The sequence below is a fragment of the Actinomyces howellii genome (assembly GCF_900637165.1).
Taxonomy (GTDB): Bacteria; Actinomycetota; Actinomycetes; order Actinomycetales; family Actinomycetaceae; genus Actinomyces; species Actinomyces howellii.
This window is the reverse complement of the sequence record NZ_LR134350.1, coordinates 1677835-1694640: the sequence shown is the minus strand read 5'-3', so window position 1 is coordinate 1694640 and position 16806 is coordinate 1677835. Positions and strand designations below refer to the sequence as shown.

The following is a 16806-nucleotide window of genomic DNA, read 5'->3' as shown; positions in this document are numbered from 1 at the left end:
CGTCCGTTCCAGCACCACGACAGGAAACGAACCACCCCATGAGCACAACCGCCGCACTGCCCGCAGCCACCATCCTCGGATACCCCCGCATCGGGGCCGACCGCGAGCTCAAGCGCGCCGTCGAGGCCTACTGGCGCGGTGCCTCGGACGCCTCGACCCTGCGTGAGCAGGCCGCGGCGCTGCGCACCGCGACCAGGCAGCGCCTCACCGCCCTGGGCCTGACCGAGGCCTCGTCGGTCCCGGCCGACTTCACCCTCTACGACCAGGTCCTCCAGGTCACCGCCACCCTGGGCGCCGTCCCGGCGCGCTTCCGCGACCTCCTGGGCGCCGACCCGACGCGTCCCGGCGCCGTCGACCTCGACGGGTACTTCACCCTGGCCCGGGGTGAGGGCGAGCGGCCCGCCATGGAGATGACGAAGTGGCTCGACTCCAACTACCACTACCTCGTCCCCGAGATCGACGAGGCCACCCCGATCGACTACGTCGAGACCACCATCGCCGACCAGGTCCGCGAGGCCGTGGCCGTCGGCGTGACCCCGCGCCCCGTGGTCGTGGGACCCGTGTCCTACCTTCTGCTGTCCAAGGCCTCCGACGAGGCCGGTGAGGACTTCCACCCCCTGGACCGGCTCGGCGACGTCGTCGACGCCTACGGCCACCTCCTGGCCGACCTCCAGGCCGCCGGCGCCCAGTGGGTCCAGCTCGACGAGCCCGCGCTGACCTCCGACGCGTGGGACGTCGAGCAGGGACGGATCCTGGCCGCCGTGCGAGACGCCTACACGTGGCTCGGGGCGGTCGTCGAGCGCCCCGCCGTCCTCGTGGCCGGCACCTACGGCTCCCTCGGGGAGTCGCTGCCGGTCCTGGCCTCGACCCCCGTCGAGGCCGTGGCCCTCGACCTCGTCGCGGGCTCCGTGCCGCCGGCGCAGGAACTGGCCGCGCTTGAGGGCAAGGCCGTCGTCGCCGGAATCGTCTCGGGCCGCAACATCTGGCGCACCGACCTGGCTGCCGCCCTCGACACCCTTGAGGAGCTGCGTGCCGCCCTGCCCGAGGGGACGGCGGTCTCGGTGGCCACCTCGACCTCCCTGCAGCACGTGCCCCACGACGTCGAGCGTGAGACGGCCCTCGACCCGGCGGTGCGCTCCTGGCTGGCCTTCGCCGACCAGAAGGTCGGCGAGGTCCTCACCCTCGCCCGCGGCCTGGCCCAGGGGCGTGAGGCCGTGGCCGCCGAGCTGGCCCGGGACGCCGAGCTGCGCGCCGAGCGCGCCGCCCACCCGGGAGTCAACCGCCCCGAGGTGCGGTCCGCCGTCGCCGCCGTCACCGACGCCGACCGGACCCGCGCCCCCTACGCCGAGCGCAAGGCCGCCCAGGACGAGCGCCTCGGGCTGCCCGAGCTGCCGACCACGACCATCGGCTCCTTCCCCCAGACCGCGGAGATCCGCAAGGCGCGCGCCGCCCACCGCAGGGGCGAGCTCGACGCCGCCGGCTACGACGCGGCGATGCGCGCTGAGATCGCCAGGGTCGTGGCGCTTCAGGAGGAGCTCGGGCTCGACGTCCTCGTCCACGGCGAGGCTGAGCGCAACGACATGGTCCAGTACTTCGCCGAGCTCCTTGACGGGTTCAGCGCCACCGAGCACGGCTGGGTGCAGTCCTACGGCTCGCGATGCACCCGCCCCTCCATCCTGTGGGGCGACATCACCCGGCCCGCGCCGATGACCGTGGCCTGGTCGAGCTACGCCCAGTCGCTGACCGACAAGCCGATGAAGGGGATGCTCACCGGTCCGGTGACGATTATGGCCTGGTCCTTCGTGCGAGACGACGTCCCGCGGGCTCAGGTCGCCGACCAGCTCGGCCTGGCCCTGCGCGCCGAGGTCGCCGACCTCGAGGCAGCAGGCATCGGGGTCGTCCAGGTCGACGAGCCGGCCATCCGCGAGACCCTGCCGCTGCGCCGCGAGGACCGCCCCGCCTACCTGGAGTGGTCGGTCGGCTCCTTCCGCCTGGCCACCGGTGGCGCTGCGCCCGCCACCCAGGTCCACACCCACCTGTGCTACTCGGAGTTCGACGTCGTCATCGACGCGGTCGACCACCTCGACGCCGACGTCACCTCGATCGAGGCCTCGCGCTCCCGTATGGACATCCTGCCCGCCGTCGCCGCCCACGGCTTCGAGCGCCAGCTCGGCCCGGGCGTGTGGGACATCCACTCCCCGCGCGTGCCCAGCGCCGATGAGTGCACCGAGCTGCTCCGGCGCGCCGTCGACGCCCTGGGGATCGAGCGCGTGTGGGTCAACCCCGACTGCGGGCTCAAGACACGCGCCTACCCCGAGACCGAGGCCAGCCTGCGCAACCTCGTCGAGGCCGCCAGGCGCCTGCGCCCCTGACCGCCCCCGTCTGCCCCGTCCCGCCGGTCCCCCCACCGTGAGATCGGGACATATGGCACCGCGAGGTGCAGCAGGCTGATGACGCGCGGATCCCCGGAGCTGTACGCCCCGGGGATCCGCGCGTTGCGTCAGATGCGGCGATCTGGAGGTGTCGTTTCTCCCGATCTGGAGGTGTCACTTGTCCCGATCTGGAGGTGTCGTTTCTCCCGATCTCGAGGTGTCACTTGTCCCGATCTCGAGGTGCCATTTGTCCCGATCTCAGCGGGGAGGGGTGAGGGCGTGGGCGGTCTCGACGGCGAGGCGAACCTGCTCCTCGTCGGTGCGCTGGGGCTCGGCCAGGGTCGTGCCCGGTGCGGTGCACCGCATGTGAACCTCTCGGACGCCGCTGGCCCCGACGACGGCGGCCAGGGAGTCGGGACGAATGGTCCCTGCGGCGATGACCCTGGGCCCTCCGGCCTCGACCATCCCGCGCAGGACCTCCACGCCCTGCGCGGCGGTGGGGGCGCCGCCTGCCGTCAGGACGTAGTCGACGCCGATCCCGCCCAGGTCCCCGTAGGCCTCGACCAGGTCGCGGCAGGTGTCGATCGCGCGGTGGAAGGTGACCGGTGCACCGTCCGCGGTGTCGATGAGCAGACGCAGCAGCCCCCTGTCCACCGTGTGGTCCTCGGTGAGCGCCCCCATGACGAAGCCCAGGTCGACCGCCGGGGGCAGGGCCCTGCCGTGGCGTCCCAGGCGCAGGGGCCGGGTGTACTCGCTCATCTCCCGTGACAGCGCGGCGATGCGGCGCACGTCGGCGATCATGGAACGGCGCTCGTCGGAGGTGAAGATGAAGCCGCCGCCGCGCGGGCGGATCATGACGCGCAGGCCGAAGGGGGCGCCCTCGGGACGCTCGGCCCACCGGGGGCCCGCGACCGCCCGTCGATGCGCGACCTCCTCGGCCGCGGCGAAGATCGCCGCCTCAACCGTGCCGATCGACGGCGTCGTCCCCCCGACGGCCAGGTTGTCGCACAGCTCGGCGCGATCGGCCCCGGCTCGGGCCGACAGGCGCACGCCCTCGACGTCCTCGACGCAGGTCTCGACGACGACGTGCGCGGGGTCGCGCCACGGCGTCTCATGGTGGGGGGTCGTGTGGTGGCGCAGGGAGGGGGCTGCCCCTGAAAGCCTCATCGCGTTCATGGACCCGAGTGTGTCACGGACGGTGCCGCCCTGTCCCCGTCCTGGCGCCCTCGCCACCACGGCAGGCAGGCCACGGGCCCGGGAGCCTCGTGCCGACGGCGAGATGGAGGGCCGGACGGCGACGGCTGGACGTGCCTCAGGACTCCCGGCCCCGGGTGGCGGGCTCGCGCAGGTCGGCCGTGGTCGAGGCGGCCACCACCGTCGAGGTGTGGGTGACCAGCCCGGAGGGGTCGACGGCGGCGACGAAGGCCCGTCCGCCCATCAGCACCCCGAGCAGGACGAGGACGGCGCTGCCGGCCATCGCCAGGACCTGGAGCAGGCTGGTGCCGGCCCGCAGAAGGCCGATGCCGCTGTACCGGCGCTCGGCCACCGCCTCGCGGATCTCGAGGCTCCGAGCGAGGCTGGAGGGTGTGGTGCTGTTCATGGTGACCTCCGTCGTCTGGACGGCCGGGGCTGGCGCCCCGGCGTGGAACCAGTTGACCGGGCAGGCCTGTTGGGAGCACGAGCACAGGCTGTGACGTGTCTGTGCAGTCCTGACCCGGCAGTCCTGACCCGGTCCGAACGGACCAGGTCGCCGGCCCGGGCGGCACTGGTGCCGCCCGGGCGGGCCGGCTGTCCGATGCTCGCCCAGGCTGCCTGCGAGCCGGCGCTCCCGGAGGGGGCGATCCTGGCCGTCCCAATTTCATGACGCGGCGTCATGATGTACTCTGCCTGGAGACGGACCCGCGTGAAGCGGCCCGGTGAGACGGTGGCCGTCGGCCGAGCAGCCCGCCAGGGTCTCTAACCCGCATGCCTGAGGAGAACCCCTATGCCGCGCACCTCGCCCGGGGGCCGACGTCGACCCGGCGCCGGCACCCGCGTCCCGGTCGGCTCCCACGCCGGGCGCCGGGCCAACACGGGCGCAGCCGTGCTCACGATCCTCTCCTGCCTGGCCGAGGCGTGGGCGCTCATCTGCCTGGCTCGGGCTCTCACCGCCCTGGCCGTGGGCGCGGGCCTGCTCGACGCCGCGTGGCACGAGGCGCCGGGCGCACCCGGAGCCCTCCTCGCGCAGGCCGGGACCGCTGCGCTCGCCTCGGCCCTGGCCGCCGCCTCCGTCCAGCTCATCGCCCGTCGTAGTGCCGCCACCGAGGAGGGCGAGCTGCGACGTCGCGCACTGGCCCACCTGCTCGACCTCGGACCAGCCCACGCCGGCTCGGCTCGCTCGGGTGCCACGGTCAGCCTCCTGACCGACGGCGTCGAGCGGGTGGCCCTGTACCGGCAGACCTTCCTCGCCCCGACCGTCGCCGCGGCCGCCGCGCCCCTCCTCGTCCTCCTCCTCGTGGGCGTGACCGTCGACTGGCCCCCGGCTCTCGTCCTGGCCGCCGCCTTCGTCCTCGTCCCCGCCGTCATCGGGGGCTTCCACCGACGCTTCCGCCGCTCCTCCTCCGGATCGCGCGCCCAGCGCACCCGCCTGAGCGCCGAGTACCTCGACGCCATCCAGGGGCTGACGACCCTCGTCCTGGCGCGCGCAGCCGGACGCCGGTCCCGTGAGCTGCGCGCCGCCGGGGAGGACAACCGCCGCGCCGTCATGGGCCTGCTCGCAGGCAACCAGACGGTCATCCTGGTCACCGACGCCCTGTTCTCCCTGTTCCTCGTCACGGCCTCGACCGGGATGGCCCTGGCGCGCCTGGAGTCGGGGGGACTCGGCCTGGACGGGGCCCTGGCCCTCGTCCTCGTGTCCCTCGTGCTCCTCGAGCCCCTCGATCATGTCGGGGCCTTCTTCTACGTCGGCATGGGCGGCCTGGCCAACCAGCGCGCCCTGAGCGCCCTCCTGGGCCGTCGGCGCACCGACCTGTCCGCAGCCGCAGGACCCGAGGATCCCGCAGGCCGGATGGCGCAGCCGGCCGAGCCTCCCTCGCAGAGGGCGGCGATCAGCCTCAGGGGCGTGACCGCCACCTGGGGGGACACGGACGCCGCCGTCCTCAGCGACGTCGACCTCGAGATCGCCCGCGGGGAGAGGGTCGCCGTGGTCGGCCCCTCAGGAGCGGGCAAGTCGACCCTCCTGTCACTGCTGTCCGGGGACCTCCTGCCCGCCGCCGGGACGGTGAGCGTGGACTCAGTCGTGTCGACCAGCGCCACCCAGGACGAGGTCCGGGCCACCAGCGCCGTCGTGGCCCAGACGACTTGGTTGTTCACGGGCACGATCGTCGACAACCTGCGCCTGGCCGACCCCGAGGCCACCGAGGAGCGCATGTGGGTCGCGCTCGAGACCGCAGGCCTGGCTCAGGAGGTCCGCCGCATGCCCGAGGGACTCGACACCGAGGTCGGCGAGCAGGGCATGGGGCTGTCCGGCGGGCAGGCGCAGCGGGTGTCCCTGGCCCGGGCCTTTCTGGCCGACCGGCCCCTGCTGCTCCTCGACGAGCCGACCAGCCAGGTCGACCTGGCCAGCGAGGCTCGGATCGTCGAGGCCGTCGACCGGCTCTCAGTGGGTCGTACCGTCGTCACCGTCTCCCACCGGGCCGGTGCGCTGAGCAGCGCCGACAGGGTCGTCACCGTCGAGGCGGGGGGCCTGCGATGAGCACCCGGGGGGAACCGATGTCCGCCGAGCCCGCCGAGCCCGCTGAGCCCGCCGAGCCCGCCGAGGCCGCCGAGGCCGCCAAGGCCGCTGAGCCCGCTGCCCGGCCGGGTGCCGGGGGCGCCGTCGCCTCGCGCAGGGTGATCGTCGCCTGGCTGCTGTCGGTGACACGCCCGGTCCTGCCTCCGCTGCTGGCCTCGGCGGCCTGCCGGATCCTCGACCACCTGGCAGGCGTCGGACTCTTCGCGCTCGCGGCCCACGCCGTCGTCTCCTGCGCCCTCGAGCTGGCCGACGGGCGGCAGCCGGGCGCGCTGTGGCCGACCGTTCTGACGATGGTGGCGCTGTCCCTGCTCAAGGCGGCCCTGCGCTACGGCGAGCAGTTCCTCGGGCACCTCGTCGCCTTCACCTCCCTGGAGCTGCTGCGCGCCCAGATCTTCAGCGCCCTGGCCCCCCGCGCCCCCCGGGTGACCGTGACCTCGCGCTCAGGGGACCTCCTGGCTCGTGCGACCAAGGACGTCGACCGGATCGAGGTCTTCTTCGCCCACACCTTCGCCCCCGCCGTCTGCGCCGCCACGGTGCCCCCGGCCGTCCTCGTCGTCATCGGCGCCTCGGTGTCGTGGTGGGCGGCAGGTGCCGGGGCGCTCACGCTCGCCCTGGCGATCCTGGCCGTCCCCGCCGCGGGATGGGGGGCGGCCCTGGCCTCCTCCCGACGGAGGGCGGCGGCCAGGGCGCGGCTCACCCAGCACGTCACCGACTCCGTCCAGGGCCTGGCCGAGGTCGTGGGCTACGGTCGCAGCGCCGAGCGCCTGGCCCAGACCGCGCGCCTCGACCGTGAGGTCGCCGCGGCGGGCGCGCCCGCCGCACTGGCCGCCTCCCTGCGCCGGGGCGGCATCCAGCTCCTCGTCCTGGCCGGGCCGGTGGCCGTCGTCGCCGCCGGCGCCGACGCCGTGCGCGCAGGGACGGCGGGCGTCGCCGCCCTGGCGGCCGCCGCCGCGGCGGTGCTGCGCATGAGCGAGACCGTCCGCGGCGTCGAGGACTTTACCGCGGCGCTGGGTGACTCCTTCGCCGCCGCCGAGAGGGTCCACGAGGTCGTCACCGCCCCGGTCGAGCTGCCCGACGGGACGATGGCGCTGGCGCCTGCGCCCGCCCACGAGCTCGTGTGGGAGCAGGTGACCTACACCTACCCGGGCGCCTCGAGACCCGCCCTGGAGGGAGTGAGTCTGCGGGCGCGCACCGGTCGGTGGACGAGCCTGGTCGGTGCCTCCGGCTCGGGCAAGACCACCCTGGCCCAGCTCGCCCTGCGCTTCGACGACCCCTCCAGCGGCCGTGTCCTCGTCGACGGCGCCGACCTGCGTGACCTGAGCGCCGACTCCCTGCGCAGCGAGATCGCCCTGGTCACCCAGCGCTCCCACCTCTTCAGGGCCACGGTCGCCCAGAACCTGCGGCTGGGCGCCCCCGAGGCCGACGACCTCGAGCTGGAGGAGGCCTGCCGCGTCGCCTGCGTGCACGAGGAGGTCCTGGCCATGGAGGACGGCTACCGCACCGTCGTCGGGGAACGGGGCGCCACGGTCTCGGGGGGACAGCGCCAGCGCCTCGCCCTGGCCCGCGCGCTCCTCATGCGCCCGAGCGTGCTCGTCCTCGATGAGTTCACGAGCCACCTCGACCCCGCCCTCGAGGCCCGGGTGCGCGAGTCGGTGCGGCGGTGGGCGGCGGTCGGCCGAGGGCAGGGCCGCCCGGTCACCGTCGTCGAGGTCACCCACCGCCTGCACGACATCGCCGGCTCGGACCACGTCGTCGTGCTCGACGAGGGTCGTGTCGTGCAGGAGGGGGCACCCGCCGAGCTCCTGGTGGTCGAGACCGGGCCGCTGCGCCGCCTGCTCGCCCGCGAGTCCTGAGCGGAGGCGGCCCCGGCGCTCGGTCGCAGGACGGCACCGGGGGCGAGCCGCCCTGCGTCCCGGCGCAGGCGCCCGGCCCCGGCTGGCCAGACCGGCTGGCCGTCCCGGAGGTCCAGGCCGACTGGCCGTCCCGGAGGTCCAGACCGGCTGGCCGTCCCGGCGCCCAGGACCGGGCGGGCGCTCAGACGTCCTCGAGGTCCTCGTAGGACCGGGGGTCCTCGATGGGCTCGAGGTGCGCCGAGACCCGGAGGTTGGCGTCGACGGCGACGAGCTCGTCGATGAGCTCCTCGGTGAAGTCGTGCCCCTGCTTGACGCTCCACCGCCCCGGGACGAGGACGTGGATGTGGGCGAAGCGCCGGCTGCCCGCCTCGCGCACCCGCACGGCGTGGAAGTCGATCACGCCGTCGCGGCGGTGCCGGTCGAGGACCTCGTTGATCGCCTCCAGCGCCTCGGCGCCGGGGGCGACGTCCATGAGCCCGTCGATCGACTCCTTGATGACCTTGTACCCCGACCACATGATGTTGAGCCCCGCCCCGAGGGCGACCACCGCGTCGAGCACCGGCATCTTCGTGACCGCGACGAGCGTCACCCCCAGGAGCACGGCGACGGAGGTGACGACGTCGGTGGCCAGGTGCTTGGAGTCGGCCAGGAGGGTGGCCGAGCGCTCGGCACGGCCGCGGCGGTGGAGCACCCACGCGACGACGCCGTTGACGGCCGAGGCGGCCACCGAGATCGCCAGTCCCACGCCGAGCTGCTCGGGCATGACCGGGGTGATGATCCTCTCGACCGAGGACACGACGATGAAGGCGGCGGCCGCGAAGATCATGACCCCCTCCGTGATCGCCGAGAAGTACTCGGCCTTGGAGTGCCCGAACTGGTGGTCCTCGTCGGCGGGCTTGATCGCGATCTTGAGCACGATGAGCGCGACGACGGCCGCCACGAGGTTGACCACCGACTCGGCGGCGTCCGACAGCAGCCCCACCGATCCGGTCAGCCAGGCGGCGAAGGCCTTCATGCCGATGGTGACCAGGGCGGCTCCGATCGACAGCCAGGCGTAGGCGCTCAGGTCCTTGGGGGGTGCGTAGCGGGAGGTCACGAGGTCAGTCTGCCGCAGGCGGTGGCCCGGACCGACTCAGGGTTTCGGCCGCCCGTCGCCGGCGACGCCGCACCATGCGCCCCCTGGAGGCACCTGCCGGTCCCGGGGCGCGGGCATGATACGGGCGTGAGCTCCTCCGCCTACGACATCGTCGCCACCGACACGCTCTCGAGCACCTTCAGGGTCCTGGACCTGTGCGGCGTCCTGCTCAACGGCATCCTGGGAGGGCTCATCGCCCGCCGGAAGAACTTCGACGCGGTGGGCTTCGTGGTCCTGGCGATGCTCACGGCCACCGCCGGCGGCATCCTGCGCGACCTCATGATCCAGGCGGGGCCGCCCTTCGCGCTGACAGACCCCTACTACCTGTACACCGCCTGCGCCGGGGCGGCCGTCGCGTGGTGGGTCCCCTTCACCTCGCGCCCGGCCCGCCGCTTCCTCGTCGTGGCCGACGCCGTCGTGCTCGGGACCTGGGCGGCCACGGGCGCCTCCAAGGCCCTGTCCAACGGCCTGGGCGTCATGCCCGCCCTCCTGCTCGGGTGCCTCACGGCGATCGGCGGCTCGATGATCCGGGACGTCTCGGTGGGGGAGACGCCTGCGGTCTTCGGCGGCAACAAGCTCTACGCGGTGCCCGCACTGTGCTCCGCGGCCACGGACGTCGCCCTCGTGCGGGTCGGTGTGCCCGAGGCGGTCGCGATGCTCGCCGCCACGCTCGTCGGCGCGGCCACCTGCCTCATGGCCTACTGGCGGTCCTGGAAGCTGCCGGTCATCGGGGACCGGGAGCGGCGTCGGGCTGAGCGCTCGGGGGCGCTTGGCGACGGGCGCGTGGGCGGGACGGTCGCCACGGGCTGGCGCCGTGCGCTGCTCGCGCGCCCCAGGCGGCAGACGGGGGCGCGCAGGCGCCGTCACGTGCACCCCGATGACCTGTGAGACCCGCGGGTCCTCGTGTCGCGCGGCTCACGGACCCCGGTGGTCGCGGACGGACCCGGGTGTCCTCGCGCCCGACGCTCAGGAGGTGGGGCGGACCTCGGCGTCGTCGACCTGCACCGGCGACTGGGGCTGCGCGGTGGGAGCCCCGAAGAGCCGTTCCTTGACCGCGTCCGCGACCTTGTCGGTGACCGCCTCGCCCTGCTGGCGCACGAAGGAGCTGGCACGGTTCGAGGCGGCGTCGACCTTGCTGCGCACGTAGGGCTGCTCGGCGAGACGGGAGGCGGCCGACTTCATGCGCTCGTACTGAGCCCGCCCGGCGCGAGTGCCCAGGACGTACCCGGCGCCGAGTCCGATGAGGAAGGGGATCTTGCTCGCCATGGTGCCTCCTGAGGGCGGGTCGACGGGACGCGTGTCTGCCTCACTCTAGATGATCGGCCCCTCGGGAGGCGGTGCGGCAGCGGGCGGTCGCGAGGCGACCCAGCAGTGTCCCGCCACCCCGGCGCCCCCGGGAGCGCGTTCTTCGACCGGTCATGTAAGCCTCGACCGGTCGACGGCGGAGGCGGGTGCGGGGGACGGTGGTCGGCAGGTCAGGCACACCTCGCTTAGGTAAGACTTTCGTTGCTATACGGCCGAATTCATTAGATCTACCGTAGGGCTGTGAGCACGATCGACGCCTCCCGCCTGACCCGTCCCAGGCTCCTGTCCCCGACGACACTCGAGACGCCTCCCGGGCAGGTCGGTGCCCCCTGCCCGACGGCGGTCTGGCTCACCCCGGTGGCGATGACCCCGGAGCGTGACGTCGACCGTCCCGGACCTGACGCGTCCGGGCCGAGCGGTGGGTCTGCGGAGGCCGAGCAGTCTCGTGGCGGAGCTCGCGACGCCGCCTCCTCCCTGGCCAAGCGGCTCAACTGGCTGCGCGCCGGGGTCCTGGGAGCCAATGACGGCGTGGTCTCCGTGGCGGGGCTGGTCATCGGCGTAGCAGCGGCCGACCCGACGAACACCGGGGCGATCGTCGCCGCCGGTGTCGCGGGCATCCTGGCGGGGGCCGTGTCCATGGCTGCGGGGGAGTACGTGTCGGTGTCCACGCAGTCCGACACCGAGCGGGCCCTCGTGGAGCGTCAGCGTGCCGAGCTCGCGGCGGATCCCGCCGCAGGCGTCGACGAGCTCGCCGCGCACTACCGCGACAAGGGCCTGTCCGCGGCGACCGCCCGACAGGTCGCCACCGAGCTGAGTGCTCATGACGCGGTCGGTGCGCACCTCGACGCCGAGCTGGGCCTGCGGGAGGACGACTACACGAACCCGTGGCACGCAGCGCTGTCGAGCGCCGTCGCCTTCACGATCGGGTCGATGCTCCCCATGCTGGCGATCCTCCTGCTGCCGGTGTCGGTCCAGATCCCGCTGACCTTCGTCGCGGTGCTCCTCGGGCTGGCGCTGACCGGCGGGGTCTCGGCGCACCTGGGCGACGCCCCCGTGCGCCCCGCCGTCCTGCGTGTCGTCGTCGGCGGGGCGCTGGCCATGGCGGTGACCTGGGGAATCGGTCACCTCATCGGTGTGAGCGTCTGAATCGGGGGTCCGGCCGCGCGCTGAGCCGCTGGAGCGAGCCCCGGCCGAGGCCGGGGCTCAGCCCTGCGGGGTGAGTAGCCCGGAGGGAAGACGGCGGGCCAGCTGCTCGCCGTCGGCACCCACGACGACGGGCACGTCGGCCTCGGCCAGCGTGCGCGCCTCGGGCCCCAGTCCCATGGGATGCGCCAGCTGGGTGCCGGCCAGGACGTGCTCGGCGGGGCTCAGGCGCCGGATGGCCACCGCGGCCACCCGGTCGGAGTGCTCTCGGGCGACCTCACCGTAGATGAGCGGGTCGTGCTGGCCGTCGTCGCCCACAAGCACCCAGCGCACCTCCGGCAGGTCGATCATGAGGCGTCGCAGCCCGGTCCGCTTGTGCTCGATCCCCGAGCGGAACAGGCCGGTGTTCGTCGGGCCCCAGTCGGTCATGAGCATCGGGCCCCGCGGGAAGCCGTGGCGCTTGAAGAAGGCGCGGTGGGTGGGCACGACGTTCCAGGCTCCGGTGGACAGGTAGATGACCGGGGTGCCCGGATGCGCCTGCTGGATCCGGGTGAGCATCTCGGCCATGCCCGGCACCGGCTCGCGTCGGGAGGTGTGCTTGACCAGCTGGTTCCACGCCGCGACGAACATGCGTGGCACGTGGGAGACCATCGCCGTGTCGTCGATGTCGGAGACGACCCCCAGCCTGGGTCCGGGTGCCACGATGAGCAGGGAGGCCGTGACCGGCTGGGAGCCGGCGGCCTCGATGCGCGCCTCGTGCCACCCCGGGGCCAGGCCGTGCCCGCGCACGACGACGTCGACGTATCCGCTGCGGTCCGCCCGGGTGCGCACGGCTGCCCCGCCCACCCGCACCGTGACGGGCAGGTAGGGCACGGGGGCGTCGATGAACATGCGCCATCCGCGCTGGGCCGCCAGGATGTTGGTGGCGGTGATGTCGCGGACCTCACGCACGTCCTTGGCGGTGGTGGGGATCTCCTCGGGCAGCCGCGCGAACAGCGGCCCCTCCTTCGGGGCGTCCTGGGGGCGCATGACCATGCGCGCCAGGACGCGCGCCATGTCACCCTCCCCCTGCTGTCGGTCGCCGTTGGCCGAGGACCCGTAGCCGTCGTAGGGGATGACGCGTGGCCGCCAGCCGCGGCGTCGCAGGACTGGGATCGTGTCGTGGTGGAACTGGTCCTCGACGGCACGGGCGACGGCGGAGAAGGGCACGGGCAGAATCTTACGGTCAGTCCGACGTCGGCCGCGCCCGCTGAGCGCCGTCCTCCTCGGTGCCGGGGGCGCCGTCGGGCCGGTGCAGCCCTCGGAGCTCTCGCCACAGGACCGCCCCTGCCGCTAGGGCGAACCACGTGTAGGACGAGCCGACGGCGCCGGCCCACACGGGCCAGTCCTGCTCGACGTGGTTCTGCTCGGGGAACCACCACTGCATCGCCAGCGCGAAGACGGCCGCCCCCGCCAGGGCCGTCACCCACAGAGCAGGGCTCGCCCAGCGGTGGGCGGCTGCGGTGAGCGCGACGAGCAGCGGCAGGCACCACACCCAGTGGTGGGACCAGGTGATCGGGGACACGAGCAGTCCCGTGGTCATCGCGATGACCAGGCCGAGGAGCATGACGAGCCCGTCCTCCTCGCGCGCCCCGCCCTCAGTGCCGTCCGCGGGCCCCCGCGGCGACGCCGCCCGCAGGAGGCGGCCCGGCGCGCGCCCCCAGCGCTGTGGCGTGAGCGACACGAGGAGGGCCATGGCGGCGAGGACCACGACGAGCGAGGCGAGGGCCCACACGGGACGCCAGGCATCCTCGGGCAGCCAGCGAGCCACGAGCCCCATGAGGTTCTGGTTGCCCGAGTAGTCGCTCAGGCCGGCACGGCCCGGGTCCCACATGGCCGAGCCGAAGAACTCGGCGGACTCCGCCGGCCACACGAGCCAGCACAGCGCGGTCACGCCCAGGGAGGTGAGCGCCATGGTCGCCGCCGCCCGCAGCTCGCGGCGGGCCAGCAGCACGAGGACCGCGATGGCCGGGGTCAGCTTGAAGGCCGCGGCGAGCCCGCTGAGCACCCCCCTCCACCGCGAGCGCTCGGGCACGACGAGCAGGTCGAGGGCGACCATCGCCATGAGGACCGCGTTGACCTGACCGTACTCCATGGTCTTGGGCAGCGGCTCCAGGACGATCACCCCGCCGGCCGCCAGCCACGGCGCCGCGCCCCGGGCCACGGTGCGCGCCGTGCCCAGGGCGCGCAGCACCGCCCACGAGGTCAGCGCCGCGCAGGCCGGTGTGGCCAGGACGAGGACGACCTGGGCGAGGCGGTCGCTCCCCCAGGTCAGCGGGGTGAGGACGGCGGCGGCGAAGGGCGGGTAGGTGAAGGGCCACAGGTGGTCGGCCGGGTTGGCGTACCAGTCGTAGAGGCTTCCGCCGGCGTGCCACTGCGCGACCGCGTGGTAGTAGATCCAGGCGTCGAGCTTGAACAGGCCGGCGCCGTCCTTGCCCCACAGGCTCGGGTAGCACGTGGCGGCGAGGACCAGCCACCCGCAGACCATGGCCGTCGGCGCGCTGAGCGCTCGTCTCAGGGAGTGCACGCGCGGAAGTCTAGACGCCTGGACGGCCAGCCCGGTTAGCCCGACCAGCCCGGCCTGGTCACGCCTGCGGCGCGGCGTCGAGGCTGGCGTGGGAACGGGCCTGCTTGAGCGCGCCCAGCGCCGCCACCGCGGCCAGGACGCTCACCCAGGCGGTGACCGCGACGAGCAGGTAGCCCCCGTGGCTGCCCCGGGCGTCGATGACGTAGCCCGCGAGCAGGGAGCCCAGGGAGACCCCGATGTTGAGGGAGGTCCCCACCCACGCCAGCCCCTCGGTCAGCTGTGAGGGGGCCACCGTCACCTGGATGATGTTGTAGCCCGTGGTCAGCGTCGGGGCGATCGCCATCCCGGTCAGGGCCATGATCGCGGTGAGGACGATGAGGTTGGGGGCCGCCATGAGGGTCGAGGCGCCGGCCGCCACCGCGACCGTGCCCGCGAGGAACTGCTTCCACAGGGGCCAGCCCCACGAGCGCGTCCCGTAGACCAGGGCCGCCGCGAGGGACCCGATCGACCAGCCCGCGAGCACGATGCCGGCGGCCGACTTCTGGCCGAGCTCGGTGGCGAAGGCGACGGCGGCCACGTCGTTGGCGCCGAACATGGACCCCGAGAACAGGAAGACGACGACCACCGCCACAGCCGCCCCGCGACGCAGGACCGGCGTCGTCCGGGCCGTGGGCGCCCCACCGAGGTGCTCACGGCGTCGGTGCCCGTGGACGGGGGGCTCGGTGCCGCGCAGGGACAGGAACCACAGGCCGCCGCCGACCTGGAGGACGAGGGCCGCGATCCAGCCGCTCGTCACCGGCAGGGCCGGTGAGGTGCTCAGCGCGGTGGCGAGAACCGGCCCGACGATGTAGACGATCTCGTCGAAGGCGGCCTCGAGGGCGAAGGCGGTGTGCAGGTCGTCGGGGGTGGACAGGACCAGTGTCCAGCGCGAGCGCACGAGGGAGCCCATCGAGCCTCCCAGGGCGCCCGCCAGCGCCGACAGCACCATGAGCACCCACAGGTCGGCGCGGGTCGGGGTCGCCACGATGAGCCCGACGAGGGCCAGGGCCGACAGGATGATCGCCGGTGTCATGACCCGCGCCTGGCCGTAGGCGTCGACCAGCCGGGCCAGGAGGGGGGAGCACACGGCGGAGGCGACGATATGCGTCGCCGCGACCGTCCCCGCGGCCGAGTAGCTGCCGTAGACGGCCTGGACGGCCAGGATCGTCGAGATGCCCACCATGGACATCGGGAAGCGTGCGAGGAGACCCGCGACGGAGAAGCTGAGTGCGCCGGGCGTGCGCAGGACGCGCCCGTAGGTGCTGGACACGGTGGTGGGTGGCTCCGGGGCTGGTCAGCGGGTCGTCGTCTCGGCCTGCGTGCGCGACAGCCGGAAGCCCTCACCGGAGACCTGGCTCCAGCACTCGATCCCCGCCTCGGTCGAGGTGCACGCGAAGTCTCCCGAGGCGGCGCTCGCCTCATAGTTGAGCGTCGCGCCCGCGGCTGAGAAGTCGCTGTTGCAGTTGCCTGTGGCCTGGCCGTCCGCCCCGACGCTCACGGTGAAGGGCATCGTCGAGGCGTTGCCGCACGAGGCGTCGGTCGGGACGAAGTCGTGCTCGTTGATCGTGCAGCTGACCGACTCCTCCCCCAGGACGCAGGTGATGTTGCCGCTGGGCGAGGAGAAGGAGCTCAGCTCCAGCGCGTCCTCGGGGGCCGGTGCCCGCAGCTCGCGGGTCGGGGTGGCGCTCGGGGTCGGCGTGGCCGAGGGCGAGGCCTCGGTGGTCCCGGCCTCGGTGGGCTCGGGCGCGGCCTGGGACTGCTCGGTCGTCTGGGCGGTCGAGGGCGTCTGCCCGTCGTCGGAGGTCATGAACCACACGATGAGCGCGACGACGACGACGAGGACGATCCCTCCCAGGACCCACAGCCACGTCCCCGAGCGGTGGGGCTGCTCCGGCTCGGGGGTGGTCGTGCCCACCCCGAACACGCCCGCGTCCTCGGGCTGCTGGTACTGGCCCGCCGGGGCCGCGGGCTGCTGGTACTGGCCCGCCGGGGCCGCGGGCTGCTGGTAGGGGGCTGCCGCCGCGGGCTGCTGGTAGGGAGTCGTCGGGGCAGCGGCCTGCTGGTACTGCTGCTGGTACTGCTGCTGGATGGCCGCGGGAAGGAGGCTCTCGGTCGGCGGGCCGGCGTCGATGCTGGTGCCCGCGGCGCCCTGCACGCCGGCCCCTGCCGCGGCCGCGGTCCCGGCCGCTGCGGCGCGCGCCGTGGCGGGGTCCACCGCGACGGTGGGGGCGGCCTGGTTGCGGCGGGCCAGGGCGGCGTCGACCGCCGGGTCTCCCAGCGACCCGAGCCACTCGAGCAACGAGGGGTAGGTGCGGGGGTTCGCAGCGATGTAGGGGCGCAGACCCGGGTAGTTGTTGGCGAGCTCGTGCAGCGTCGTGAGCTCCGCGTTCGGATCGCTCGCGCGCGCGACGAGATCGTCCTGAGCCTGAGTCATGAGGGCCTCCACACATCGATACGCCCTCGTCATCGTGTCCACCGCCGTCGCCAGGGACAGGCAGCGCGGGGAGACGCCGGAGGGCACCGGCGGGTACCGGTACCCATGAGGGTACCTGAGGGCACAACTCCGTGCCCGGGCCCGGTATCGTCTGGCTTGTCCAACCGACGAGCCGTGCACGGAGGAG

General features: G+C 73.8%; 13 protein-coding genes. 5 read left to right on the top strand and 8 right to left on the bottom strand.

Annotated features, from left to right (window positions below; all coding sequences use genetic code 11):
• Positions 1-38 precede the first annotated feature (38 nt).
• On the top strand, positions 39-2372 hold the full coding sequence (gene metE, locus EL245_RS07305; RefSeq protein WP_126382550.1) for a 5-methyltetrahydropteroyltriglutamate--homocysteine S-methyltransferase: 2334 nt from the start codon (positions 39-41) through the stop codon (positions 2370-2372).
• 258 nt (positions 2373-2630) lie between these two features.
• Here metE and EL245_RS07300 read toward each other — a convergent pair whose 3' ends face one another.
• The gene (locus EL245_RS07300) at positions 2631-3539 is read right to left on the bottom strand and encodes a copper homeostasis protein CutC (RefSeq protein WP_197719502.1); all 909 of its coding nucleotides are present in this window, start codon (positions 3537-3539) and stop codon (positions 2631-2633) included.
• Positions 3540-3684: 145 nt separating this feature from the next.
• Positions 3685-3972: a hypothetical protein gene (locus tag EL245_RS07295; protein WP_126382548.1), complete on the bottom strand. Its 288-nt coding sequence runs from the start codon at positions 3970-3972 to the stop codon at positions 3685-3687.
• A gap of 384 nt (positions 3973-4356) precedes the next feature.
• Here EL245_RS07295 and EL245_RS07290 point away from each other — a divergent pair, with 384 nt between their 5' ends.
• Complete coding sequence (locus EL245_RS07290; RefSeq protein ID WP_126382547.1) at positions 4357-6105, top strand: ATP-binding cassette domain-containing protein; 1749 nt, start codon at positions 4357-4359, stop codon at positions 6103-6105.
• 17 nt (positions 6106-6122) lie between these two features.
• Positions 6123-7997 (top strand): ABC transporter ATP-binding protein, encoded by a 1875-nt coding sequence (locus tag EL245_RS07285; RefSeq protein WP_126382546.1) that lies wholly within the window; start codon positions 6123-6125, stop codon positions 7995-7997.
• 181 nt (positions 7998-8178) lie between these two features.
• On the opposite strand, the gene EL245_RS07280 is transcribed toward EL245_RS07285, so the two are convergent.
• Positions 8179-9093: a cation diffusion facilitator family transporter gene (locus EL245_RS07280; protein WP_126382545.1), complete on the bottom strand. Its 915-nt coding sequence runs from the start codon at positions 9091-9093 to the stop codon at positions 8179-8181.
• Positions 9094-9219: 126 nt separating this feature from the next.
• On the opposite strand from EL245_RS07280, the gene EL245_RS07275 reads away from it, so the two are divergent.
• Entirely contained in the window at positions 9220-10020 is an 801-nt protein-coding gene (locus tag EL245_RS07275) for a trimeric intracellular cation channel family protein (RefSeq protein WP_197719385.1), read from the top strand.
• A 78-nt stretch (positions 10021-10098) separates the two neighbouring features.
• Here the strand turns inward: EL245_RS07275 and EL245_RS07270 are convergent, their stop codons facing one another.
• On the bottom strand, positions 10099-10398 hold the full coding sequence (locus EL245_RS07270) for a YtxH domain-containing protein (protein WP_126382544.1): 300 nt from the start codon (positions 10396-10398) through the stop codon (positions 10099-10101).
• 279 nt (positions 10399-10677) lie between these two features.
• On the opposite strand from EL245_RS07270, the gene EL245_RS07265 reads away from it, so the two are divergent.
• On the top strand, positions 10678-11583 hold the full coding sequence (locus tag EL245_RS07265; RefSeq protein ID WP_232009646.1) for a VIT1/CCC1 transporter family protein: 906 nt from the start codon (positions 10678-10680) through the stop codon (positions 11581-11583).
• Positions 11584-11640: 57 nt separating this feature from the next.
• On the opposite strand, the gene EL245_RS07260 is transcribed toward EL245_RS07265, so the two are convergent.
• From EL245_RS07260 to EL245_RS07245, 4 genes are read right to left on the bottom strand one after another with little or no spacing between them, the layout of a single operon-like run.
• A complete protein-coding gene (locus tag EL245_RS07260; protein ID WP_126382543.1) occupies positions 11641-12789 on the bottom strand; it encodes an App1 family protein in 1149 nt (382 codons plus the stop codon).
• A gap of 16 nt (positions 12790-12805) precedes the next feature.
• Positions 12806-14146, bottom strand: coding sequence for a glycosyltransferase 87 family protein (locus tag EL245_RS07255; RefSeq protein ID WP_408608363.1), 1341 nt, complete (start codon positions 14144-14146; stop codon positions 12806-12808).
• Positions 14147-14204: 58 nt separating this feature from the next.
• Positions 14205-15455 (bottom strand): MFS transporter, encoded by a 1251-nt coding sequence (locus EL245_RS07250; RefSeq protein ID WP_126382542.1) that lies wholly within the window; start codon positions 15453-15455, stop codon positions 14205-14207.
• Between the two features lie 24 nt (positions 15456-15479).
• Positions 15480-16619: a variant leucine-rich repeat-containing protein gene (locus tag EL245_RS07245; protein ID WP_126382541.1), complete on the bottom strand. Its 1140-nt coding sequence runs from the start codon at positions 16617-16619 to the stop codon at positions 15480-15482.
• Positions 16620-16806 lie beyond the last annotated feature (187 nt).